The organism is Allocoleopsis franciscana PCC 7113 (assembly GCF_000317515.1).
GTDB lineage: Bacteria > Cyanobacteriota > Cyanobacteriia > Cyanobacteriales > Coleofasciculaceae > Allocoleopsis > Allocoleopsis franciscana.
Genome location: NC_019738.1, coordinates 5252917 through 5275784 on the forward strand (window position 1 = coordinate 5252917; position 22868 = coordinate 5275784).

Below are 22868 nucleotides of genomic sequence, written 5' to 3' on the forward strand. Positions count from 1 at the left end.
AAATAGTGTAGTTATTGCGTGGCTCTTGCTGTGGCAACTATCACGATTGAAATTCCAGACGACCTCTCAGAACAATTGACTCAATTAGGCGATCGCTTGCCAGAATTATTAAGGCAGTGCGTTCAGCAGTCTATCCTTCCGGCTCATGTTTACCGCTACATTCTGGACTTCCTCACGAGTCAGCCAACCCCAGAACAAATAGCCGCCTTTCGCCCCACACCTGAGATGCAAGAGCGGCTCAGTACGTTACTTGCCAAAAATCAAAGTGGCAATATCACACCAACTGAGATTGAAGAACTCAACGAATATGAGCGAATAGAACATCTCGCAATCATGCTCAAGCTTGGCAACCTCCCCTACCTGACGCGCCCCTCTACCTCTAACTCGTGACATATATCTCTGAATCCCTACGTCGTTTGGTTCAAGAGCGATCTGGATATTGCTGCGAATACTGCCAAATTTCAGCAGATGTCACATTCTATGCTCATGAGGTAGATCATGTGATTGCCCTCAAGCATGGCGGTGAAACCATTGCTGAAAATTTAGCCTATGCCTGCTGGCGGTGTAACCGTTACAAAGGAACCGATCTTGGCTCCTTCGATCCACAAACCAACCAATTTAGTTTTTTGTACAATCCCCGCACTCAACAATGGAGCGAACATTTCTCCTTAAGAGACGACGAAATTAGTGGCTTAACTCCGGAAGGAAGAACAACTGTACAACTCCTTGGATTGAACAGCGTTGAGCGTCGTGCAGAACGCAGACGAGCAGAGGAACTAAAAGAAACTGAATAAACTAAACAGGAGGCGGAGAAGCTGGGGAGCTAGGGAAAAAAATACGCTCATTTGGAAAGGGGGGCTATCAATGGGGAGATGGTATCACTCGCCAGCAGATTTCCCCTATAAAAACAAAAAAACAGCCACCTCCATCAGGAAGTAGCCGTTTTAACCCGCAGGTGGGCAATGCCCACCCAACTAGATATTAGTAGTCGAAGTCGCCGCCGCCCATGCCGCCGCCAGCGCCAGCACCAGCGCCTTCCTTCGGCTCAGGCTTGTCAACCACAATACACTCGGTGGTCAACACCATACCTGCGATGGAAGCTGCGTTTTGCAGTGCGGAACGAGTCACCTTAGCAGGGTCAACGATACCCGCTTCAAACATGTCAACGAATTCATTCGTTGCGGCATTAAAGCCAACGTTGAATTCCTTCTCCTTAACGCGCTCAGCAATGACCGCGCCATTTTGACCGGCGTTTTCAGCAATCCGCTTCAGTGGTGCAGCCAGAGAACGAGCCACAATCAGAGCACCGGTCAGTTCTTCATCTTTCAGGCTGTCATTCGCCCAAGTTTCCAGATGAGGAGAGAGGTGAGCCAAGGTTGTACCACCACCGGGAACAATTCCTTCTTCCACAGCCGCTTTAGTCGCGTTGATGGCGTCTTCCAGGCGCAGTTTACGGTCTTTCATTTCGGTTTCCGTGGCAGCACCCACTTTCACCACCGCAACGCCACCAGCTAGCTTGGCTAAGCGCTCTTGCAGCTTCTCTTTGTCGTAGGAAGAATCGGTTTCTTCCATTTGACGGCGGATTTGCTCACAACGAGCCTTAACTTCCTTATCGTTCCCCTCAGCCACAATTGTGGTGTTGTCTTTGGTGAGGGTGATGCGACGAGCCTTACCCAGCATATCCAACTTGGTGCTGTCCAGCTTCAGACCCGCATCTTCGGTAATCAGTTGACCACCAGTGAGAATGGCGATGTCTTCTAGCATAGCCTTGCGGCGATCGCCAAAACCAGGAGCTTTAACAGCCGCTACATTCAGCACACCCCGCAGGCGGTTGACCACCAGGGTAGCCAGGGCTTCTTTCTCAATATCTTCAGCGATAATCACCAGAGGACGACCGGCACGAGCCACTTGCTCTAGCACAGGTACCAAGTCTTGTACCAAGGTGATTTTCTTATCGGTGATCAGGATGAATGGCTCATCGAAAATGGCCTCCATCCGCTCCATGTCGGTGGCGAAGTAAGGCGAGATGTAGCCTTTGTCAAAGCGCATCCCTTCGGTGATTTCCAGTTCGGTGGTCATCGACTTCCCTTCTTCTAAGGAAATCACGCCTTCTTTGCCCACTTTATCCATGGCTTCGGCAATCATGTTGCCGACTTCATCGTCGTTACCCGCAGAGATTGAACCCACTTGAGCAATGGCTTTGGAATCTTCAACCTGACGGGCATGTTCGGCAATTTTGTCAACGAGGAAACCCGTTGCTTTGTCAATCCCACGCTTGAGAGAAATTGCATTTGCACCAGCAGCCACGTTACGCAAGCCTTCTTTGACCATGGCGTGAGCCAGCACAGTTGCTGTTGTGGTGCCATCACCTGCGGCATCATTGGTCTTAGAAGCCGCTTGGCGAATCAGAGACACCCCTGTGTTCTCAATGTGGTCTTCTAGTTCAATTTCTTTAGCAATGGTGACACCATCATTCACGATTTGAGGTGCACCAAATTTCTTCTCTAGCACAACGTTGCGGCCTTTGGGACCCAGGGTCACAGCCACAGCTTCAGCTAGGATATCCATGCCCTTTTCTAGAGCACGACGAGCATTTTCGTTGTAAATGATGCGCTTAGCCATAATATGTCGAGTTCAGTCAGTAAAGAGTTTGAAGGTTTAAAGGTTGAAGGTTTAAGATTGAAGGTTGACACTTACAACTTGCCAACTTTACAACTTGCTCTCGTTATTAACTAACGACGGCAAGGATGTCCTTTTCCGACAGCAAGACGTACTCTTCTGTACCCAGTTTGATGTCGGTACCCGCGTACTTAGAATAGAGAACCTTGTCGCCGACTTTCACTTCGACTTCAGAGCGAGTTCCATCATCGTTACGCTTTCCAGGACCGACAGCCACAATTTCACCCACTTGAGGCTTTTCTTTCGCGTTATCGGGTAACAAGATGCCCCCAGCGGTTTTTTCTTCAGCGGCGCTAACCTTGACGAAAACGCGATCGCCTAACGGCTTAACAGTGGAAACACTTAGAGATACAGCTGCCATATATATAAATCTCTCCCGATTTAGATTCTTCTGAACTGAGTTAGCACTCTCAGCTCCTGAGTGCTAATTTACTCAACTAAGGGATGCGATCGCAACAAACTTTCCTGTACGGGTTCCCGAACTTATCGATTCATGTTGGCTCAAATCCTTACCTGGAAAGCTTTAGAAAGAAATCTATAAAAAAGCTATGGATTGAAGCCTGAACGCTCAATTCCGACAAGAAATAAGTAAAAATACTCAGCTTATGAATGGTTCAGAACTAATTGTGAGCCAAATCTATTGTGATTGCCGACAAGATTCAGTGGTAGCCACGTTAGCAGCGTCGGCCTGAAGCTAGCGAATCACGCTATAGATGAAGATAGATAGAGTATTAATCGCGGCGCTTGGGCGTCTTTAAGTGAAATCCGTCGATCAAACAACTCCGTGGAAATGCCAGCGAATCCAACCAATCACAATCCAGCAGAATTATCTCATCCTGAACCCTCAATCTCCAATGAGGTCTTAGCCAAAAACGCTTTAGCCGCTAATATCCAAAGCTTAGGCATCCATCAAATTCAGCGACACGTTTTTCTGTGTGCCGACCAGACTAAACCAAAATGCTGTCCCAAACAAATCAGTCTAGAATCCTGGGATTACCTGAAAAATCGCCTCAAGGAACTCAACCTCGACCAAGTAACCGAGACTCAACCGAACTGTATCTTCCGCACCAAAGCAAACTGTTTGCGAGTCTGTGCCGTCGGCCCGATTATGGTGGTCTATCCGGACGGTGTGTGGTATCGCAACGCTACCCCAGAAGTCATCGAACAAATTATTCAGGAGCATTTCATCGGCAACAAAGTTGTAGAAGAATATGCCATTGCGACTCATCCCTTGCCAGAACCTACCCCACCCGCTACAAGCAATGCCGAGGAAAACGCCCCATCGAGAGATCACATTACCACAGTTGATGTGATGACGGCTGCCCAGAGTCAGGAGTTAAGTATTGAGTAAATTGACCGAATAGCCTAAAACAATTTGATACCCACGGAATTTCGCATTGGTGTAGCATAATGATTAGCAAAGCTTTTTAGTACCTTTGGTGCGGCTTGAACAGCAATGGCACAAAACTCAAATGCATCGCATTACAGGCAACTTCTGTGCCTAAGCCAGTGTGAGAACCGAATTCTCCCGGTACAAGTTGGTCGTAGTAGGTTGTAGCGTCTAGACCAATCTGCGGATAATACAGAAGACGTTATTACCCATCTCAGCAATCCGGCATGACGAGTGTCACAACATGAAAGATAACGGTGTCAGAGACAACAAGCGACTATTGCTGATTGATGACGACCCCAATCTCATCTTGTTAGTCAAGGACTACCTGGAATTCCGGGGCTATGAAGTCATCACCGCTGAAAATGGTCGAGAAGCGCTAGAGGTTTTAGACCAAGACGTGCCTGATTTGATTATTTGTGATGTGATGATGCCGGAGATGGACGGCTACGCCCTGGTCGAGCATGTCAGGCAAGACCCTCGCACTAGCTGGATTCCAGTCCTATTTCTCTCCGCCAAGGGTCAAAGTCAAGACAAGGTCAAGGGTCTGAACCAAGGGGCGGATGTCTACATGGTGAAGCCCTTTGAACCGGAAGAATTGGTCGCGCAGGTAGAATCCTCGCTGAAGCAAGCTAATCGTTTAATTCATCACTCCGGTACAGGAACAGAGGCGGGACCGAAAATTCAGGTTCCCTTTGATGTGGAGTTAACGCCCACAGAATTAAAAGTGGTGCAGTTCGTAGCCAGGGGGATGGCGAATCGAGAAATTGCGGAGCAGATGAATGTGAGTCAGCGCACCATTGAAAGTCATGTTTCTAACATGCTGGGTAAGACAGGTCTCCATAATCGCACGGAATTGGCACGCTGGGCGATTGAGGCAAGTATGGCTTAGTTCCAGCCGGAAGTGTAAAGATTGTACGGTGTTGTATCGTAGTGTCTTTGCAAGTCACCCACAGCTATCCATCTATGCTGCCGTTTTTGCCCATTTTTACCCTGGCTCAAGCGACCCCAACGCCAATCCCTACACCCGCACCCCAGGTGGAAATTGTCCAACCGCAACCCGTGCGAATACTCCCAGGAAAACTTGATTCTGTCCCGGTATTCAATAGCAACAGTCCTGAGGTCGTACAAACAGAAGGCATTTTACTCTCCACCTTTCCCCCAAATGGCAAAAGCACCCCCAGTGCACACTTAAATTTTCCGTTTAAGGGACGCTTTGATATCTTTGCTCACCATATTGCTAAACCCGCAACACCCGAAGATTTGCGGACTCTTTATCTAGGGGTTATGGTTTACAATCCGGGGCTTAGGTCAGTCAAGGTCGATATCTTGCAAGCGGCAAGTTACTTGAGTCAACCAGATGCGCCGTTTATTGAGTTGCCGTCTTTTGTGGAGAATCCAACGGGTACTGTTTATGCCGGCCCTGGCAGTCGTGTGATGAATGATATTCTGCGGGGACAGCGGCAAGTTGAGTTTCCTTCCCAGTTGGTGATTCCCCCCAAGCAAAGCCGAATGTTGCTGAATCTACCCATTCCCGTGCGGACGTTGGAACCTCCATTGAATGGTCGTTCCACCTTGATGCGGTTGCAAAGTAGTGGGTCAGTCTACGTTGCCAGTCTTGCCCGCTATGCACCTGTTGATGCACAGGGTAACGAACGCCCTCCTACCTTGGCAGAATGGCAGACCTTACTAGATAAAGGTGAACTATCAGGGCCACGCGATCGCATTCCCACGCCTCCTAATGCCACCACAGAACGAATAATCTATGGTCGTGTTGCCGGTGTGGCTCAAGGTTCTCAATGGCAGGCGAAGTTGGTGGATCGTCCTAATGCCCGATTTTTAAGTATCCCTGCGTCCGGACAAGCCTTTTCCTATGGACTGAGTACCCTCCCTGGCGGCAAATTGGGCACAGCTCAAAGTCAGAGTGCGAGAATGCGGGTGCGCTATCCAGACACCGCTTACTTTGCTCATGGGAACTATGGGGTGCAATATAGCCTGACGTTACCCTTGGTTAATCCCACCCGCAATACTCAAACCGTCACTTTGGCGCTTCAGACACCGATTAAGCAAGATGAACTCCAGGGGGGACTGCGCTTTTTGGAACCACCCAGCAAACAAGTCTTTTTCCGGGGTACGGTTCAAGTCCGCTACACCGATGATGCTGGAATACCCCAGAGTCGTTATGTACATTTAGTACAACGACGGGGTCAACAAGGAGAACCCTTAGTTACCCTCAAAATGCCCCCTTCTGCCCAACGTTTAGTGCAAGTAGACTTTCTTTATCCTCCAGATGCTTCACCGCCCCAAGTTTTGACGGTGAGGACGTTGGAATAATAATCGATGTGTGGGACATGGAGTGACTGAATCACCCAATAACTGAGTGTGGTTAACAAAGTCAAACTGTTCAGTGGATTTTGTTACACCCAGTTAACCGATACGTTTTAGGAAGCAATACGGTCTGTTGTATGCAGACTGCACGCCGAAGTTCCCCATTGAAGCGATCGTACATGCAACTCTAGGCAGGGGCGCAGAAGAAGAGGAGGACGCTATGCTCTCAGGAGTTAAAACGTAAATGGTCGCCAGAGGAAAATGTATTCTCAGGAGCTGCTAAAGCCGGATGGGCGTCCCCTGACTCTATACAGCAGATACCCCATTGCGGAAGGCATCCAGGCTCCTAGTCCTGGTAATGAGCCGATTCGAGCCAATCCACATCTGCGCTGGCATCCCTTGCGAGGTGAATGGATTGCCTACGCCAGTCATCGTCAAGGGCGGACTTTTCTGCCGCCCCCTGAGTACAACCCACTGGCACCCCTTATCGATCCTCACTTTCCCACCGAACTGCCTCAGGGGCAATATGATATCGCGGTTTTCGACAACCGCTTTGCTTCAATGACGCGGGTGGCACACGACCCGCCTAGCAGTATTGTGGAAACTCTACCCGCGAATGGTGCGTGTGAGGTTGTAGTCTTTACCCAAGACCCCGAATCTCCTCTCGGTTCCCTGGAACTGGATCACCTAGATTTACTGTTACAGGTGTGGGCTGACCGGACTCGCATACTTGGAGAACACCCGCAGATTCAGTATGTACTGCCCTTCGAGAATCGGGGAGTAGAGATGGGGGTAACGTTGCTTCATCCTCACGGTCAGATTTACGCCTACCCGTTTGTCCCTCCTGTTCCAGCAAGAATGCAGGAACGCCAGCAGGCCTATTACCAGGAAAATCAGCGGAGTTTGCTGCAAGATTTGATTCAAAAGGAAATTGAGGACAAGCAGCGGATTATTTATTTGGATGAACAGGCGATCGCATTTGTCCCTGCCTGCGCCCGTTATCCCTACGAAGTTTGGATTGCAACGATTGAGCCAGTTGCAACATTTATCGACCTGACGGCAAAGCAGCGTAGAGGACTTGCCAAAGCCTTAAAAACTGTCACCCTCAAGTACGACGGCTTGTGGAAGCGCCCCTTCCCTTACTTGATGGCTTGGTTTCAAGCCCAGACTGACGGGCAACCTCATCCGGAATCACATCTGCACGCCGAGTTCTACCCCCCATATCGTACCTCGGACAAGCTGAAGTACTTAGCTGGAACCGAACTTGCAGCAGGAATGTTTGCCAATGATGCGCTGCCAGAGGAGAAAGCGAAGGAGTTGCAGGCGGTATCGATCATTCTTGAAGCGGGGGTGCGGGTATGAATCAATTCAATGAAGTAAATGAAGAAGTCTCCCGCAAACGAGAGTTAATCCGGAATGCCCTAACTGAAACTTTTGATAAATGGAGCCGTTTTCTATGAACTTAACATCCAATTTCCAATATTTTCAGGGGAATTCTTTCTCCGATTTATTTGCACAAGACATCACTTCTGCACGTTATGGATTCATCCTAAATTATCCTGCAACTGCCAGTTGGGCCGCTTACCCTAACAGAAAAAAATACTTTCTTCAAGATGGTAGTAGTGAAGCCACCAAAACCTCTTTTGATAAGATTTGTCAGAAGGAAGCTTGGAAAAATTTGGCGGTGTTAGGTGATACTCTTCCAGGAATCGTGATTATTGAGCCGCAAAAGTTGCTGGTTGATTACTGGCGCGATCATTTTAACTATAGTTATAGCAATATAGAGCTGATAGATTGCTCAACTTATCTAGAGGAACTGAGCCAAAGCGATCGCTTTGAGAACATAATCACTTTATTTCCATTTGATCATCTGCAACCTGAAAAACACGCCGTTAATCCAGATACCCACTACCACTTACTCAGCAAAGTGACGCTAAACGAACTGGGGGTGCAATGTCCAAACTATAAGAGCTACAATCTGCACAAAATTAGTCTCGAAGAGATTAAATTACCCGAACAATTTCCCTACTTGATCAAAACGTCTCACGGACTCTCAGGAGAAGGAACTTACATTATCAGAAATGCTAGCGATCTAAACTATTGTTTGGAAGAACTGAGAAAATATCTCCAAATTCAGTTACTCGATACAATTATTGTCTCACAGTTTGTCAAGAATGAAGTACAAAACTACTGTGTACAGTTCTACATCAACAAAACTGGAGAAATTACACTGATCGGTACGACAAGCCAACTCGTCACCCCAGAAGGTAATTATTTGGGGGGACTCATTCACTACCGCGAAACCGATATGAGTAAGTTTTATGAAATGATTACTGCCATTGGTCAATATGCTCACTCCTGTGGGTATTTCGGTGTGATTGGTTTTGATGTATTGGAAGATCAGGACGGACAGCTTTATGCGATCGATGCCAATTTCCGAGTCAATGGCTCAACTCCACTATGCTTACAGCGCCCTACTTTATTGGAATTGGGAAAAGAGGTGGCTAAATATTCCAGTGACTACCGCATGGATGGGACATTGGATTCTATTTTAAAAACTCTCAAGCTCGAACTGAAACGTAAGGAATTTATAATTTTATCGGCTTTAGAAAAAGTTAAATACGGAAAAATTTACACCGAGATTTACGGAATTGTTAGTGGAGAGACGCTTGAGGGAATGCAGCATATTGAGCAGAACTTAAAGGAGAAGGGATTGCAGTTGATTAGTTGAACGTTGATTCACAATGACGACACCAATAAACTCAAAGTGCTGCTGAGAGAATACAGCTTTTCAGGAAAATTTTTCATAAGTCAGATTGCTAGCTTTAATACCAATAAAACGTTGAAAATACATGATTAAATCAATACTTTTTGTTCTCATAAGCCATGACGAACTTTCAGCAGATATTTGGTGCATTACCTGAAGCCGAAGCTAGTGCGCCGGGACGGGTGAATCTACTTGGGGAACACACTGACTACAACGATGGATTTGTACTGCCAACGGCTATTCCCCAACGCACTACGGTGCAACTGGGTTTGAGCAAAGATGGACAGCACCACTTTTACTCGGTGGAACTTGACGAACGGGTGAGTATTTCAGAAGGTCATCATACACCCTCTGGATTTGCTAGTTATATCTTGGGGTGTGTTCGGCTTTTAGAACAGGAAGAGTACACCGTACCCTCTGTTAATCTGCACGTCACTTCCTCGGTTCCCATTGGTTCAGGTTTGTCTAGCAGTGCCGCTTTGGAGGTGGCGACTCTTAGGGGGTTGCGATCGCTCTTAAATTTAGATATCGATGATGTACGGATCGCTCAGTTGGCACAGCAGGCAGAAATCCAATATTCGGGTGTGCAATGCGGCATTATGGATCAGATGGCATCGAGCCTAGCGGACACGGAACATCTGCTATTTCTCGACACGCGATCGCTCGATCGCCAGGTAATACCTTTTCCATCTGGGGCAGAAGTTGTAGTAATAGATAGTGGTGTGCCTCGCACTCTGGCAGGGAGTGTCTATAACCAGCGACGAGCGGAGTGTGAAGAGGCGGCGCACTTGCTACGGGTGAAGGCGCTCAGAGATATTACCGATCCGCAAGCTGTGGAAGACTTACCTGAACCGCAACGCCGTCGTGCTCGTCATGTCATCACTGAGGATAACCGAGTACTGGAGGCTCTACAGGGAGTATCAGCTGAGCGTTTTGGTGAGTTGATGAATGCTTCCCACGCTAGCTTACGCGATGATTACGAAGTTTCCGTGCCTGCTCTGGATACACTGGTAGAGATGCTACAGGAAACGTCTGGAGTATTTGGGGCACGTCTTACAGGCGCTGGGTTTGGTGGGGCTTGCGTGGCTTTGGTTGCTACGGGTAAGGGGGAGGCGATTAGTCGAGATGTGATGGAACGGTATATGCGATCAGGTTATACCGGACGTGTTCTGGTTCCGGAGGTTAGTTAGGCTACGTCTGGTCTAAAACAGGGGTGGAAAGAGGGTCATCCGTCGGGGTTATGAAGTGACCCAGAAACCAACCCCATAGATTCGCCGCTTCAACACTGGCGTTTCCAAAAACAACTTTAGGCGGCATTCGCTAATTTGTTCCTAAGGGAGAGCCACTGATACAAAATCCCCATTGATAACCCCCTTTTTTGGTCTAAGTCTTTAGTTCCTGTGGCCTTGTGGCCTCTATATTCTGCCTTGTCTCCCTTGTTTCCTCCTCTAGAAGTGCCGGAACTTCCCGTGAAAAGTAAGCTCCATGCCGCTGCTGATGCCACTGCCATGCGTGAGCCAAGATATCTTTTACGTCTGGGTATTGAGGATTCCAACCCAAAACGTTTTTGGCTTTGTCGCTACTGCCCACTAAAACAGGTGGGTCGCCCGGTCGGCGATCGCGTTCCACTATTTTGATTTCTTTTCTTGTTACTTCCTTGGCACTTTCTATCACTTCTCTGACCGAAAATCCGCTACCATTCCCTAGATTAAATACCTCACTATCTCCCTCTTTAAGTAGGTACTCTAGACCCAAAACATGGGCTTGTGCCAAGTCAGTGACGTGAATATAATCGCGAATACAAGTGCCGTCTCTGGTAGGATAATCTGTACCAAAAATTGAGACAGACTCTCGTTTGCCCAAAGCCGCGAAAAGTACCAGTGGAATCAGGTGAGTTTCGGGTACGTGATCTTCACCCAGCAACCCGGTTGATTCAGCACCAGCGGCGTTAAAGTAACGGAAACAGACAGACTTTAAACCGTAGGCTTGGTCAAAATCAGACAACATTCGCTCTACCATCCACTTTGATGTTGCATAGGGACTGATCGGGTCTTGAGGATGGTCTTCTACAAGGGGAACAGTCTTCGGTACGCCATAGAGAGCGCAAGTAGAAGAAAATACAAACTTATTAATAGAAGCTGCCACCATCGCTTCTAAAAGCGTCAAAGTCCCTGCGACATTATTACGGTAATATTTAGCGGGATCGGTGACCGATTCACCCACAGCAATAAAAGCCGCAAAATGCATTACCGCCGTAATATTGTGGGTTGTGAATAGTTGGTCGAGGAGGGCGCGATCGCTAATATCACCGACAATCAACTCGACCTTCAAGACCTGTTCTACAAGTTCTCGATGTCCATAAGACAGGTTATCCAAAATGATTACGTCGTAGCCTGCCTGTTTTAGAGCGAATACAGCATGGGAGCCAATGTATCCTGCCCCCCCTGTGACTAAAATGGTAGCTTTACCCTGAGACATGTTTACTTGTTCCTCATCGAAACTTTAAAATCGTTGCCGCTCATCGAAGTACCGGGACATGGCATTGTCAAGGTTAGGGAGTAGCATACCGCGCTCACTGCCGAAAACGCTGTAGGTTGGGCGGGGAGTGGTAAGACCAAGTTCTCACGTGGGACAAGCTTCAACACGAGAGGCATCAACACCAGCTATAGAAGCAGCTAACCGTGCCAACTGGACTCAAGCGATCGCGCTGTTATTCGCTAAATCCCACATTCCGCACTTGCCATCCATTAACAAATCGAGCGTCGTATGCACCAGATCCGGCACATACGTAGGCGAAACAACTGAATCCTCTGCGGCTATGAAGGTTTGCCCAGCGCTTTGACGGTTCAATATCATTCAGGGAAAATGAACAGGTAAATATCAACTCCGTTATGGTCAACAACGCTGATTTTAATATTTTTACCCAATGGTCAGCTATTCTGACCGTAGTCTGCGGTGCCCTGGCGACACTGGCTTTTATTTTCAAATGGGGCATCCGGTTCCGCCTCGTGGGAATTACCGGTTTTATGGGGGTTCTCACCGGGAGTTTATTTGCCTTGGCACTGGTCCCTTTTACCCGTACTGCCATTCCCGGTGCTGTCCATTTTACGAGGGTGTATGACAATGGTGGGAATCAAACGGTGATTACTGTCCCTTCGCAAATCACCGAAACTGAATTGGAAGCGACTCTCCGCCAAGCGGCGAGTGACTTATTTTCTTACGGACGCTTAGGAGGCGGGGCAGATAACCAGTTGACAGTTCGGGCGCGTACTATTATTCACCCAAAACCGGGTGTTTCTAAGCCACTGTTCTTAGGGCAGGTGAAGCGATCGCTGGCTACCCGCGATGATGAACAAATGGCGATTGATATCTATCCCGAAAGCTTTGCCCAACTGCCAAAACCCAGCGCTTAAAGGATTTATTGATAGAACAGGTCCTGATAGGGGCGGGTTCACCTAGCCCTCAGCGAGTGTCAGTCTAAACCTACCAAGTTGAGCAATCGACTGTTTTGATAGTATTATGGTCAACTCGTCAAGATCTCAATGACAATCTCCCAGCAACGGGATGATATACCTGATCAATCCTCAACTGACTTTTCTGCTACAGGCATGAACCAAGCCCCAACTTCATTACTGTCCTTATCGGTTGCACCTGCTCAAGTGTTGCGGGGTAATCAAGCACTGGAACAATCGGTCGATGCGATCGCACGTCTGGGGAAACGTCCCTTAGTCGTAGGAGGCGATCGCACCCTAGCTTCCCTCACCTCAAAACTAAAACCGGTTCTAGAACAACAGCAACTCAGCTATTCTTCAGCCTCCTACACTCCTGATTGCTCTGAAGCTTCTTTATCCGCCCTCAAAGAAGCTGCCGCCTCCCATCAAGCAGATTTGATTATTGGGATTGGTGGCGGAAAAGCCTTAGACACCGCCAAACTCTTAGCCTATCAGTGCCAGTTGCCGATTGTAACCATTCCGACATCAGGTGCCACCTGTGCGGCTTGGACGGCTTTATCCAATATCTATTCCGATGAAGGCGCATTCCTCTATGATGTGTCCCTTAACCACTGCCCAGACTTATTAATCCTTGATTACAACCTAATTCAGACAGCACCACAACGCACCTTAATTGCCGGGATTGGTGATGCCTTAGCCAAGTGGTATGAAGCATCTGTCAGTAGCGGCAGTTCACCCGTTACCCTAATTATTGCCGCTGTCCAACAGGCCAGAGTTTTGCGTGATATCCTGTTTCAAAAATCAGCAGATGCCCTGAAAGAACCGGGCAGTGAAGCTTGGCGGGAAGTGGTGGATGCTACGGTTTTACTCGCGGGTGTGATTGGCGGTTTGGGGGGTGCCCAGTGTCGGACTGTTGCCGCCCATGCTGTTCACAATGGCTTAACCCATCTTCCATCGGCCCACGATGCCCTACATGGTGAGAAAGTTGCCTATGGGATTCTGGTGCAGTTGCGTTTAGAAGAAATGCTTCAGGGAAATCAATTAGCGGCATCTGCACGGCAACAACTGCTGAAATTTTACAGCGAAATTGGTTTACCTCAAACGCTGGAAGATTTGGGGTTAGGAAACATCACCTTGGCAGAGTTACGGAAAGCGGCGGAAATTGCCTGTAATCCTAATTCCGACATTCATCGCCTACCGTTTGAAGTCGTACCCGATCAACTCATGGCGGCGATGGTTTCTACGACAACACCAGTGGAGAAAAGTCGCAGCCCCCTGGGTTTAACGGTAGCCGTCACTGACTCTCAATAAGCCTTCACATCCGCCAGTGGTTAAAACCACTGGCGGATACCTTTATAATTTTTAAGTTTAGGAAAAGCCTGGTTTTCTGATGAAGTTAGATTGGATTACCCCCGCCCAGCGTGTAAGTGCCCTGCCTCCTTACGTGTTTGCCCGCTTAGATGAACTGAAAGCGCGTGCCCGTGAGCAGGGACTTGATTTGATTGACTTAGGGATGGGGAATCCCGATGGCCCAGCACCTCAACCGGTGATTGAAGCGGCGATCGCAGCCCTGCAAAATCCCGCCAATCACGGCTATCCTCCCTTTGAGGGTACTGCCAGTTTCCGCCGTGCGATCGCCAATTGGTACCGCCGTCGCTATGATGTTGAACTCGATCCCGATAGCGAAGCCTTACCCCTGTTGGGTTCCAAAGAAGGGCTGACTCACCTTGCCCTAGCTTACGTTAATCCAGGTGACTTGGTTTTAGTCCCCAGTCCCGCTTATCCAGCTCACTTCCGGGGGCCGTTGATTGCTGGCGGTACTCTGCACAGCTTGATTCTCAAACCCGAAAACGACTGGATAATTGATTTAGGAGCCATTCCCGACGAGGTGGCTCAACGCGCCAAAATTCTCTATTTCAACTATCCCAGTAATCCCACCGCTGCTACAGCTCCGCGTGAATTTTTTAAAGATATTGTCGCCTTTGCCCGTAAGCACGAAATCCTACTGGTTCATGATTTGTGCTACGCCGAACTCGCCTTTGATGGCTATCAGCCCACTAGCTTGCTCGAAATTCCCGGTGCCAAGGAAATTGGTGTCGAGTTTCATACCTTATCCAAAACCTACAATATGGCGGGCTGGCGCGTTGGTTTTGTGGTAGGTAATCGCCATATTATTCAAGGCTTGCGAACCTTAAAAACCAATTTGGACTATGGGATTTTTGCGGCGTTGCAAACCGCTGCCGAAACCGCATTACAGTTACCTGATGTTTATGTCAGTGAAGTCCAAACGCGTTACCGCCGCCGCCGCGATTTTCTGATTGAAGGGTTAGGAGAGTTGGGGTGGACGATTCCCAAAACGAAAGCAACGATGTATTTGTGGGTGCCTTGTACCCAAGGGATGAGTTCAACCGATTTTGCCCTCAACGTGTTGCAGCAAACGGGTGTTGTTGTCACACCGGGGAATGCCTTTGGTGTGGCGGGTGAGGGGTATGTGCGGATTAGTTTGATTGCCGAGTGCGATCGCTTAGCTGAAGTTTTGCGCCGATTTAAGCAATCCGGAATCTACTATCAGTCGGAAGCACTGCTGAAGGCTGAAGGATAAACTCTTTGCATAAGTAGCACAGCTCACAGCGATAAGTACTACAGTTACATCGCAAAAACTGGCTTGTGCCAAGGCTGTTATGAATCTAAGATATCGGAGAATCCTTACAGTCTGCCTCTACTTAACTGTATGGAGTTTAGCGGCGGTTGTGGGTGTCAAGCAACCTGTTAGTATAGCGCTTGCTAAAGGAGAATCAAGTCCGAAAGCCCAAGTTTCTGAGCCGACTATGAATGCCAAACTGATTGCAGCCAACACCCGTTTGAGCTTCAAGCTGTTTTCAGCGATTCTCAAACAACAGCCGGAGCAAAACATTTTTATCTCTCCGGCGAGTGTAGCGATCGCTTTATCCATGACCTATAACGGAGCCAAGGGAGAAACGCAACAGGCGATCGCTCAAACTTTAGAGTTACAAGGGATGAGCCTTGAAGATATCAATCAAGGGTATGCCTCCCTGAGAGCCACAATCACTCATCTCGATCCCAAAGTGCAGCTTTCGGTCGCTAACTCCCTGTGGGCGAGAAAAGGTGAACCGTTTGTTCCAGAATTTCTGCAAAAAAATCAGGATTTCTATGGAGCAAAGATAACCGATTTAGATTTTAATGACCCTAGCACTCCATCTATTATTAATACTTGGGTTAAGCAGAGTACGAATGGAAAGATTGATGCCATTATCGATGGTAAGGAGATTGAACCCGATACCATTCTTTTTCTAATCAACGCCATCTATTTTAAAGGACTCTGGACAACACCATTCGATAAAACTAAAACGCAAGAGTTACCCTTTACCTTATTGAACGGGACGCAGAAACTGCAACCGATCATGTTTCAACAGGCGCAATATGGTTACTATGCTAATCACTTATTTCAGGCTGTAACGTTGCCCTATGGACAGGAACGATTAAGTTTGTATATCTTTTTACCTCAAGAGAACGTCAGTCTCCAAACATTCTACAAAAACCTGAATGCTGAAAACTGGGAGCAATGGATGAACCAGTTTGAAACGAAGCAAGTCTTCGTTGGGTTACCTCGCTTCAGATTAAACTATGGGCTTGAACTGAATGACACATTGAAATCCCTGGGGATGGCGATCGCCTTTGATGTGAACCGAGCTGATTTTACAGGGATGACTCCTCGCTCAGCTTACATTAGTAGAGTCAAACACAACACATTTTTTGAAGTGAACGAAGAAGGAAGTGAAGCGGCTGGAGCAACATCGGTGCAGATGGGGACAAGAGCCGCACCTCCTCAGTTGATTGCGGATCGGCCTTTCTTTTGTGTCATTCGTGATAATCAGACTAAAACAATATTATTCATGGGTTCTATCATAAAACCCCAGTAAAATGAAAGTGGTATGGAGCTAGTAGAGGGCTATTGTGACTTACTATCATACCCTACCTCAAATCATTTTCAGGATGTGTTGCCATGATTGAAATAAAAACACTTATTTTTCCGAGTTTGGTGACGGTTTTAACTCTAATTCTCTACTTCGTTCTAACTGCCAATGTTGGCAGAGCAAGATTTAAATATAAAGTACCTGTACCCCAAATTTCGGGCAATCCAGATTTTGAGAGAGTATTTCGAGTCCAGCAAAATACTTTGGAGCAACTCATTCTTTTGTTGCCAAGTTTATGGTTATTCTCTCTATTTGTCAGCCCCATTTGGGGTACTGGGATTGGATTAATTTGGGTAATTGGACGTATTTTATATGCTTGGGGTTACTATCAAGCGGCAGAAAAACGGGCGCTCGGTTTTGGTATCAATTCTTTGTCTATTCTTGTCCTGCTTTTAGGTGCTATAGTAGGAGTGATTAGGGCTTATTTGACTTTCATCTGAACCCAGCTATCAACTTCTTTTCTTGCTCTGAAGAGAGAAAAATAATGGGCTTAAGAGTGCAAACTGAATGGGCTATTCGGCGATGGAAATAGTCATTAGAATGGTTGTAGAACTCCTTAGATTTTCCTTGTAATCGGATTGTGAACTTACCCGGAGCAATCAGCCTTCGGCTTGAAAAGAATAAGGCTTAACAGTTTCACCCCAGATGGTTCGCTTCTCTGGGGGTTTTTTATTGGTTCCTGTTCCTAGGGGGAAGATGTACAGCGATCTCTGGGCAAAATTTGCAGCAGTTCCCTAGTTGTAAACGGCTTAGGCAAGAAACCCTGGCAACCAACACATTCAGCTTGAAGTACAGCTTCTGTAGAGTTTAGCCCACTCATGATCACCACATAAATGCCGGGATTGAATTGACGGAGTAGGGGAATGATTGCCAAACCACCGACTGAGGGCATCATCATATCGATTAAGACAGCTTGAATTTTATCTTTGTGCTCCGCAAACACCGAGACTGCCTCAATTCCATCACTGGCAGTTAACACTCGATAGTTATAAGTTTCTAGGGTGGTTTTAGTACTTTCACGAATCGCTGGTTCATCATCGACTACTAAAATCAATTCCTGATGACCCAAAAGCAACTCTAAATGCTCGCCTGTTGGCACTACTGTGGATGGATTGGCAGGTAAATAAACCTTAAATGTGCTCCCTTTGTTCACTTCACTTTGTACATCCACAAAGCCTCCATGACTCTTCACAATACCCAATACGGCAGAGAGTCCTAATCCAGTTCCTTTGCCAATCTCTTTAGTAGTAAAAAATGGGTCAAAAATTCGGTGCAAAATATCGGGTGGAATGCCCGTTCCCGTATCGGTAACGGTCACAACAACGTAGGAGCCAATATTAGCATCCAAATGCATCCTGGCATACTGTTCATCGAGCAGTAAATTCTCAGCCTCAATCTGTAAAACACCACCCTCCGGCATGGCATCACGGGCATTTACACATAGATTCATAAACACCTGATGCATTTGGGTGACATCACCTAATATCATCCATAAATCAGGTGAAATGTCAGTATTAATGTCGATTGATTTAGGCAGAGTTTGCTGTATAATCTTCCTGATTTCTAACAGCAAGTGACTCATTTGCAGACTCACTCGCTTTCCTTCTACCCCCCGTGCAAACGATAAAATTTGTTTAACCAGTCCTGCGCCCCTTTGGGCGCTGGTTTCTATCGTTTTAATCATTTGCCGGGTTTGGTCATTGACATCGGGAAACTTGAGCGGTAATAATTGAGCGCCCATCAGAATTGGACTCAGAATATTGTTGAGGTCATGAGCAATTCCGCTGGCAAGGGTTCCCAGACTTTCCAATCGTTGCGCTCGTAAAAATTGTGCTTCGAGTTGTTTTTTTTCGGTAATATCCATGTGGATACCAATCATCCGCATGGGTTTGCCGGCGAGGTCGTGAAAGAGGCTGCTCTTAACAGCAATCCAGCGAATTTCTCCATTCGGTAAGATGATGCGAAACTCGGTATCCAATCCCTGCCCAACCCTAACCGCTTGCCAGAGTTCCTGCTCGGTGTTGCGGCGATCGTCGGGATGAAGGGTTTGAATCCAATCATCGTATCGACCGTTAAAGCTCCCTGGAGCCAGCCCATACAGAGCTTCTAGCTCAGCCGTCCAGGTAATCTCATTCGATGGGATACTCCATTCAAAGGTGCCAATCTTACCGGCTTTTTGCGCCAATTCCAACCGTTCCTGAATTCTCTGACACCACTCAATTTCTCGTCTGAGTAATTCATTGGCTGTTTCGAGTTCAGCGGTGCGCTCTTGTACCCGCAGTTCCAAGATTTCGTTAGCCTCTCGTAGGGCTTCGGCGGCTTGTTTGCGCTCGATCGCATAACGTAGAGAGCGCACTAAAATATCTTGGTTGAGCTGTCGCTTTACGATGTAATCCTGTGCCCCATGCCGAACCGCTTCCACCGCGAGCTCATCATCATTGGTATTAGTCAACACCACAATCGGCAACTTGGGGGCGTGCTCGATCAGGGAATCCAGGGAGGCTAACCCATAACTGTCGGGCAGAGTGAGATCGAGCAAAATCACATCGAAGTGATCGACTTCGATCTGGGCAATCGCATCCTTCAGCCGCTTCACATGAGCCAAGTTAAAGCGGCTGAGCAAACTACCCTTGAGGACTTCCTGAAGTAAGCGAGCTTCTGCCAGGTTGTCCTCAACGAGCAGGATGTTAACAAAAGGTCTGCCTACCGGCTTTCCGGTGGCAGCGTTGCCGTCTCCAACCAAAATTCCTCAATCCCCTGAACAATTTTGAACAATTGTGTCAAATTACGTGATTTTGAAATGTAGCAGTTGACGTGTAAATCATAGCTTTTGGATATATCCTCCTCGTTGCGAGACGTGGATAGGACAATAATCGGAATGTGCTTGAGGGACGGGTCCGCTTTAATTTCTGCCAGTACTTCCCGTCCATCCTTTTTGGGCAGATTCAGGTCAAGCAGAATGATGTCTGGACGAACCGCATCTGCATACTCTCCATCTTGCCGCAGATAAGCCATCGCTTCCATGCCATCCCGCGCAATCACCACTTTACACTGGGCGGCAGTGCTTCTGAGTGCTTCCTGGATTAGCCGGATATCACCTCGGTTATCTTCGACCAAAAGGATAGTTTTGTTTCTTGTGTCCACTGGCATGATGGCGATCGCGTCCTCCTACTGGAATCGTGAAAAAGAAGGTTGCACCTTTGCCCAGTTCGGATTCAACCCAGATCCGTCCTCGGTGGCATTCCACAATTTTCTTACAGATAGCCAGTCCCATGCCGGAACCGGGATACTCATCGCGGGTATGCAAGCGTTGGAAAATCACAAAGATGCGATCGGCAAACTGCGGATCGATGCCAATCCCGTTGTCCTGAACCGAGAACAACCAAGAATCCTCCTGTCGTTGCACTCCCACATGAATCCGAGGTGCTTCGTCCTTCTTTTTAAACTTAATGGCGTTCCCCAACAAGTTTTGGAACAATTGCATGAGCTGGGTACTATCCGCCACGATGATTGGCATCGAATCGTAGGTAATTTCCGCCTGGGTTTCGGTAATCCGCCCTCGCAGATGGCTGAATGCCCGATTTAAAGAGGTTTCTACCTCAGTGAGTTCCCATTCAATCCCTTTCAGGTCTACCTTGGAGTACACCAGCACATCATCAATCAGCGTCTGCATCAGGCTAACGCCATCCACGGCAAAGCCAATGAATTCTTTGCCATCCTCGTCCAGTTCATCGTTATAGCGCATCTCTAGTAACTGCACGAAATTCGCCACCTGATTCAGGGGTTCTTGCAAGTCATGAGATGCCACATAGGCAAACTTCTTCAGTTCGGCATTAGAGCGTTCCAAATCTTGAGCCAGTAAGGCCAGTTCTTCCGCCTGCCGCAGTACGATGTTGACGATCGCCTTTCTTAACTCTAACGTTGCCTTAACTTCTATCGGCTTCCAAGGCAACGACTTCAGGCGGACGGTTTCCTTCCACAAATCAAAGGATTTACGAGGACATAGCTGCAAAGTGTCACTCGACTCTTTGAGTTCGTAGGCATGATTGGGATCGCCCCCCCAGTTCACCGTCTGAATCACCTCAGGACGGAACCACAATACATAACTGCGTTTGGAAATCGGAATCGCCAGCATTCCACTGGCAACATCCTTAAACCGTTCGGCATCGGAGTAAATCAGGGGCAGAGAATCGGTATAAAACACCTCTTCATCCACGGTTTTCGTCAGCCATTGCGCCAGGTAATTGAGTTCCTCTTCCGGTGGCGTCCGACCGATTGTTGTCCAGTGCCCATTAAAACAAATAGCCGCGCCCTTCGCATCCGCCAAGTCCAGCAAGTTCGGCTCTTGCTGAATCAATCCATCAATAAAGTTGTCCGCCTGGGACATGTACTCTATCAACGCCGATTGGACTTGTGCCAGCTTCATGCGATAGTTGTAGTCGGCTTCTTCCTCGCGGGTAAAGATTTCTGCAAAAATCACCCGTCCCAAGAATTCGCAAGCTTTCCGCAATTCGTAAGGAACATGTTTGGGGGTGCGATGGTGACAGGCAATCAGTCCCCAAAGCTTCTCATCCTTCATTAAGGAAATCGTGAGCGACGCCCCAACCCCCATGTTGTGCAGGTACTCAAGGTGGCAGGGATAGGCACTCCGCAGGATTGAGAGCGTCAGATCGACGGGTTGATTGGTTATGGGATTGTCGCCCGGATAAAGCTCTACAGGTTCCGCGTGGGCGTTGGGAATCACCCGAATCCAGTTGGATAGGAACATTTTCCGGGCGGGTTGGGGAATATCCGATTCTGGATAGTGCAACCCCAAATAAGGCTCCATCTCGTCCAATTTTGCTTCGGCAACCACTTCGCCATGCCCATCTTCATCAAATTTGTAGAGCATGACGCGATCAAACCCGGTAACCTTACGCACTTCCCGGACAATGATTTGACAAAAATCTTGGAGGTTGGAGGTGGTTTCGAGTTGGTTAATTGACGCTCTAGCTAGATGATAAAAACTTAAAAAGGGAATTGTCTCTTGAGTTAGGGCGGGTTCCAATTCCAGCACTAAAAATCCATCCGCACTGCGATGAAAAACCGCATCAAATACTTGGTAATCATCTCCTTTCCGCCTGACCCAAACTTTAGTGGGATTGATTAAGTCTAGATTTTCATGGGATAATCCCATCCTGACTCGATCCACCTGAAAGGAATCAAGAATATCATCCAGTGTCTTACCCAGAATCGCTTCAGGAGCCAACCCTAATGCCTGAAATGTATTTCGGCTGACCTGCAAAACGGTTAATTCAGGCTCTTGCAAGACCAGTAAAACGCCATGGGGTTGGACTTGAGTCAAGAGATGAATCGGTGGCTGTTTTAATCTGTTTAAGTTAACCTCTTGGGTTTCTAAATTTATTCCTGTCATGATTGCCCTCCATAGAATGGAATAGAAAATCAACAACCCATCACGATATAGCTTCTACGAGGAGTTCATCTCTTGGGTTGAGTTTTCAATACTATTTGGATCGATTCAGACTCTAGACGGTTGCGATATCACATGAAGTCTATGCAGCCGTTGATACACTCATTGCTCAATTTTAGTGTTTTATCCTGGGTTATGGCTTTAAAAATTTTTACTTGTCTCTAGTTTGCAGGATATCGCAGAAAGTTCCTGGAAAATTCAACAAAACATTAAATAAACTAAAAGTTTTCTCAAATAAAGAATAAAAGAGTCTATAGGCAGTTAACCGACTCAAGTCAGTTATTTGAACTCTATTTACAAAACTATATTTCTTTAAATAAAAATCATAGAATTGATAAGTAACTACTCTATAGGTAAAGTAACAATGCCTAACCAAAATTCTTCAATCCGTTTAACAAGCTGAAACAGTTGTTCTAAATCCGAGGATTTGATCACATAGCAATTTCCCTGAAGGGCATAACTTTGGAAAATGTCTTCTTCATGGTCGGAAATGGTTAAAATCACAATGGGAATCCGCTTAAGCTGTGGATCAGCCTTAATTTCAGCTAAGAGTTCTCTGCCATCCTTTCCGGATATGTTCAAGTCCAGCAAAATCAAATCGGGACGGGTAGCCTCCTTATAGTTTCCCCGGCGATGTAGAAAGTCCATCGCTTCCATCCCATCTGCGATCGCGATAATTTGATGCCGTCCTGAATTTTCAGTGAGTGCATCTTTGATCAGGTGGGTATGTTCGGGGTTATCTTCCACAACTAAAATTAATCGCTGCGCCGGGGATTCTTCCATATTC

At 47.3% G+C, this 22868-nt stretch carries 22 protein-coding genes and 1 pseudogene; 14 read left to right on the forward strand and 9 right to left on the reverse strand.

The window, feature by feature from the left end:
* Window positions 1–30 precede the first annotated feature (30 nt).
* On the forward strand, window positions 31–390 hold the full coding sequence (locus tag MIC7113_RS21580) for a hypothetical protein (RefSeq protein ID WP_041781125.1): 360 nt from the start codon (window positions 31–33) through the stop codon (window positions 388–390).
* The gene (locus MIC7113_RS21585; protein ID WP_015184307.1) at window positions 387–794 is read left to right on the forward strand and encodes an HNH endonuclease; all 408 of its coding nucleotides are present in this window, start codon (window positions 387–389) and stop codon (window positions 792–794) included. The genes MIC7113_RS21580 and MIC7113_RS21585 overlap by 4 nt, the downstream gene beginning before the upstream one ends.
* Before the next feature lie 187 nt (window positions 795–981).
* Here the strand turns inward: MIC7113_RS21585 and groL are convergent, their stop codons facing one another.
* Both groL and groES read right to left on the reverse strand, forming a co-directional pair.
* A complete protein-coding gene (groL, locus tag MIC7113_RS21590; protein WP_015184308.1) occupies window positions 982–2622 on the reverse strand; it encodes a chaperonin GroEL in 1641 nt (546 codons plus the stop codon).
* 106 nt (window positions 2623–2728) lie between these two features.
* Window positions 2729–3040 carry a co-chaperone GroES gene (gene groES / locus MIC7113_RS21595; protein WP_015184309.1) on the reverse strand — a complete coding sequence of 104 codons (312 nt, stop codon included), beginning with the start codon at window positions 3038–3040 and terminating at the stop codon, window positions 2729–2731.
* Window positions 3041–3469: 429 nt separating this feature from the next.
* Here groES and MIC7113_RS21600 point away from each other — a divergent pair, with 429 nt between their 5' ends.
* From MIC7113_RS21600 to galK, 7 genes and pseudogenes are all read left to right on the forward strand, one after another.
* A complete protein-coding gene (locus MIC7113_RS21600; RefSeq protein WP_015184310.1) occupies window positions 3470–4030 on the forward strand; it encodes a (2Fe-2S) ferredoxin domain-containing protein in 561 nt (186 codons plus the stop codon).
* A gap of 283 nt (window positions 4031–4313) precedes the next feature.
* Window positions 4314–4961, forward strand: coding sequence for a response regulator transcription factor (locus tag MIC7113_RS21605; RefSeq protein ID WP_015184311.1), 648 nt, complete (start codon window positions 4314–4316; stop codon window positions 4959–4961).
* 74 nt (window positions 4962–5035) lie between these two features.
* On the forward strand, window positions 5036–6403 hold the full coding sequence (locus MIC7113_RS21610) for a DUF3370 domain-containing protein (RefSeq protein WP_015184312.1): 1368 nt from the start codon (window positions 5036–5038) through the stop codon (window positions 6401–6403).
* A 42-nt stretch (window positions 6404–6445) separates the two neighbouring features.
* Window positions 6446–6641, forward strand: a pseudogene (locus MIC7113_RS39275) (hypothetical protein); the annotation flags it as partial.
* Between the two features lie 17 nt (window positions 6642–6658).
* Complete coding sequence (gene galT, locus MIC7113_RS21615) at window positions 6659–7759, forward strand: galactose-1-phosphate uridylyltransferase (protein ID WP_015184313.1); 1101 nt, start codon at window positions 6659–6661, stop codon at window positions 7757–7759.
* A 94-nt stretch (window positions 7760–7853) separates the two neighbouring features.
* On the forward strand, window positions 7854–9128 hold the full coding sequence (locus MIC7113_RS21620) for an ATP-grasp domain-containing protein (RefSeq protein ID WP_015184315.1): 1275 nt from the start codon (window positions 7854–7856) through the stop codon (window positions 9126–9128).
* A gap of 155 nt (window positions 9129–9283) precedes the next feature.
* Window positions 9284–10354 carry a galactokinase gene (gene galK / locus MIC7113_RS21625; protein ID WP_015184316.1) on the forward strand — a complete coding sequence of 357 codons (1071 nt, stop codon included), beginning with the start codon at window positions 9284–9286 and terminating at the stop codon, window positions 10352–10354.
* Window position 10355: 1 nt separating this feature from the next.
* On the opposite strand, the gene MIC7113_RS38720 is transcribed toward galK, so the two are convergent.
* From MIC7113_RS38720 to MIC7113_RS36730, 3 genes are all read right to left on the reverse strand, one after another.
* A complete protein-coding gene (locus MIC7113_RS38720) occupies window positions 10356–10481 on the reverse strand; it encodes a hypothetical protein (protein ID WP_256374764.1) in 126 nt (41 codons plus the stop codon).
* Between the two features lie 66 nt (window positions 10482–10547).
* Window positions 10548–11642, reverse strand: coding sequence for a UDP-glucose 4-epimerase GalE (gene galE, locus MIC7113_RS21630; RefSeq protein WP_015184317.1), 1095 nt, complete (start codon window positions 11640–11642; stop codon window positions 10548–10550).
* A 216-nt stretch (window positions 11643–11858) separates the two neighbouring features.
* Entirely contained in the window at window positions 11859–12020 is a 162-nt protein-coding gene (locus MIC7113_RS36730; protein ID WP_216596338.1) for a hypothetical protein, read from the reverse strand.
* Between the two features lie 35 nt (window positions 12021–12055).
* On the opposite strand from MIC7113_RS36730, the gene MIC7113_RS21635 reads away from it, so the two are divergent.
* From MIC7113_RS21635 to MIC7113_RS21655, 5 genes are all read left to right on the forward strand, one after another.
* Window positions 12056–12577 (forward strand): Ycf51 family protein, encoded by a 522-nt coding sequence (locus tag MIC7113_RS21635; protein ID WP_015184318.1) that lies wholly within the window; start codon window positions 12056–12058, stop codon window positions 12575–12577.
* Window positions 12578–12772: 195 nt separating this feature from the next.
* Window positions 12773–13927, forward strand: a complete 1155-nt coding sequence (locus tag MIC7113_RS21640) for an iron-containing alcohol dehydrogenase family protein (RefSeq protein ID WP_155898247.1) — start codon at window positions 12773–12775, stop codon at window positions 13925–13927.
* 79 nt (window positions 13928–14006) lie between these two features.
* The gene (locus MIC7113_RS21645) at window positions 14007–15218 is read left to right on the forward strand and encodes an aspartate aminotransferase (RefSeq protein ID WP_015184320.1); all 1212 of its coding nucleotides are present in this window, start codon (window positions 14007–14009) and stop codon (window positions 15216–15218) included.
* A gap of 79 nt (window positions 15219–15297) precedes the next feature.
* Complete coding sequence (locus tag MIC7113_RS21650) at window positions 15298–16557, forward strand: serpin family protein (RefSeq protein WP_015184321.1); 1260 nt, start codon at window positions 15298–15300, stop codon at window positions 16555–16557.
* A gap of 83 nt (window positions 16558–16640) precedes the next feature.
* Complete coding sequence (locus tag MIC7113_RS21655) at window positions 16641–17051, forward strand: MAPEG family protein (protein WP_015184322.1); 411 nt, start codon at window positions 16641–16643, stop codon at window positions 17049–17051.
* Window positions 17052–17296: 245 nt separating this feature from the next.
* On the opposite strand, the gene MIC7113_RS21660 is transcribed toward MIC7113_RS21655, so the two are convergent.
* The 4 genes from MIC7113_RS21660 to MIC7113_RS21675 form a co-directional block, all read right to left on the reverse strand.
* On the reverse strand, window positions 17297–19354 hold the full coding sequence (locus tag MIC7113_RS21660; protein ID WP_015184323.1) for an ATP-binding response regulator: 2058 nt from the start codon (window positions 19352–19354) through the stop codon (window positions 17297–17299).
* The gene (locus MIC7113_RS21665) at window positions 19315–19761 is read right to left on the reverse strand and encodes a response regulator (RefSeq protein WP_015184324.1); all 447 of its coding nucleotides are present in this window, start codon (window positions 19759–19761) and stop codon (window positions 19315–19317) included. The genes MIC7113_RS21660 and MIC7113_RS21665 overlap by 40 nt, the downstream gene beginning before the upstream one ends.
* The gene (locus MIC7113_RS21670; RefSeq protein ID WP_015184325.1) at window positions 19715–22024 is read right to left on the reverse strand and encodes a sensor histidine kinase; all 2310 of its coding nucleotides are present in this window, start codon (window positions 22022–22024) and stop codon (window positions 19715–19717) included. Before MIC7113_RS21670 ends, MIC7113_RS21665 begins: the two co-directional genes overlap by 47 nt.
* 399 nt (window positions 22025–22423) lie before the next feature.
* On the reverse strand, window positions 22424–22864 hold the full coding sequence (locus MIC7113_RS21675; RefSeq protein ID WP_015184326.1) for a response regulator: 441 nt from the start codon (window positions 22862–22864) through the stop codon (window positions 22424–22426).
* Window positions 22865–22868: the final 4 nt, after the last annotated feature.

Coding starts and splice junctions, on each gene's coding strand:
- groL (WP_015184308.1), bottom strand. CDS start 2,622: ATGGCTAAGCGCATCATTTACAACGAAAATGCTCGTCGTGCTCTAGAA.
- groES (WP_015184309.1), bottom strand. CDS start 3,040: ATGGCAGCTGTATCTCTAAGTGTTTCCACTGTTAAGCCGTTAGGCGAT.
- MIC7113_RS21600 (WP_015184310.1), top strand. CDS start 3,470: ATGCCAGCGAATCCAACCAATCACAATCCAGCAGAATTATCTCATCCT.
- MIC7113_RS21605 (WP_015184311.1), top strand. CDS start 4,314: ATGAAAGATAACGGTGTCAGAGACAACAAGCGACTATTGCTGATTGAT.
- MIC7113_RS21610 (WP_015184312.1), top strand. CDS start 5,036: ATGCTGCCGTTTTTGCCCATTTTTACCCTGGCTCAAGCGACCCCAACG.
- galT (WP_015184313.1), top strand. CDS start 6,659: ATGTATTCTCAGGAGCTGCTAAAGCCGGATGGGCGTCCCCTGACTCTA.
- MIC7113_RS21620 (WP_015184315.1), top strand. CDS start 7,854: ATGAACTTAACATCCAATTTCCAATATTTTCAGGGGAATTCTTTCTCC.
- galK (WP_015184316.1), top strand. CDS start 9,284: ATGACGAACTTTCAGCAGATATTTGGTGCATTACCTGAAGCCGAAGCT.
- MIC7113_RS38720 (WP_256374764.1), bottom strand. CDS start 10,481: ATGCCGCCTAAAGTTGTTTTTGGAAACGCCAGTGTTGAAGCGGCGAAT.
- galE (WP_015184317.1), bottom strand. CDS start 11,642: ATGTCTCAGGGTAAAGCTACCATTTTAGTCACAGGGGGGGCAGGATAC.
- MIC7113_RS36730 (WP_216596338.1), bottom strand. CDS start 12,020: ATGATATTGAACCGTCAAAGCGCTGGGCAAACCTTCATAGCCGCAGAG.
- MIC7113_RS21635 (WP_015184318.1), top strand. CDS start 12,056: ATGGTCAACAACGCTGATTTTAATATTTTTACCCAATGGTCAGCTATT.
- MIC7113_RS21640 (WP_155898247.1), top strand. CDS start 12,773: ATGAACCAAGCCCCAACTTCATTACTGTCCTTATCGGTTGCACCTGCT.
- MIC7113_RS21645 (WP_015184320.1), top strand. CDS start 14,007: ATGAAGTTAGATTGGATTACCCCCGCCCAGCGTGTAAGTGCCCTGCCT.
- MIC7113_RS21650 (WP_015184321.1), top strand. CDS start 15,298: ATGAATCTAAGATATCGGAGAATCCTTACAGTCTGCCTCTACTTAACT.
- MIC7113_RS21655 (WP_015184322.1), top strand. CDS start 16,641: ATGATTGAAATAAAAACACTTATTTTTCCGAGTTTGGTGACGGTTTTA.
- MIC7113_RS21665 (WP_015184324.1), bottom strand. CDS start 19,761: ATGCCAGTGGACACAAGAAACAAAACTATCCTTTTGGTCGAAGATAAC.
- MIC7113_RS21670 (WP_015184325.1), bottom strand. CDS start 22,024: ATGACAGGAATAAATTTAGAAACCCAAGAGGTTAACTTAAACAGATTA.
- MIC7113_RS21675 (WP_015184326.1), bottom strand. CDS start 22,864: ATGGAAGAATCCCCGGCGCAGCGATTAATTTTAGTTGTGGAAGATAAC.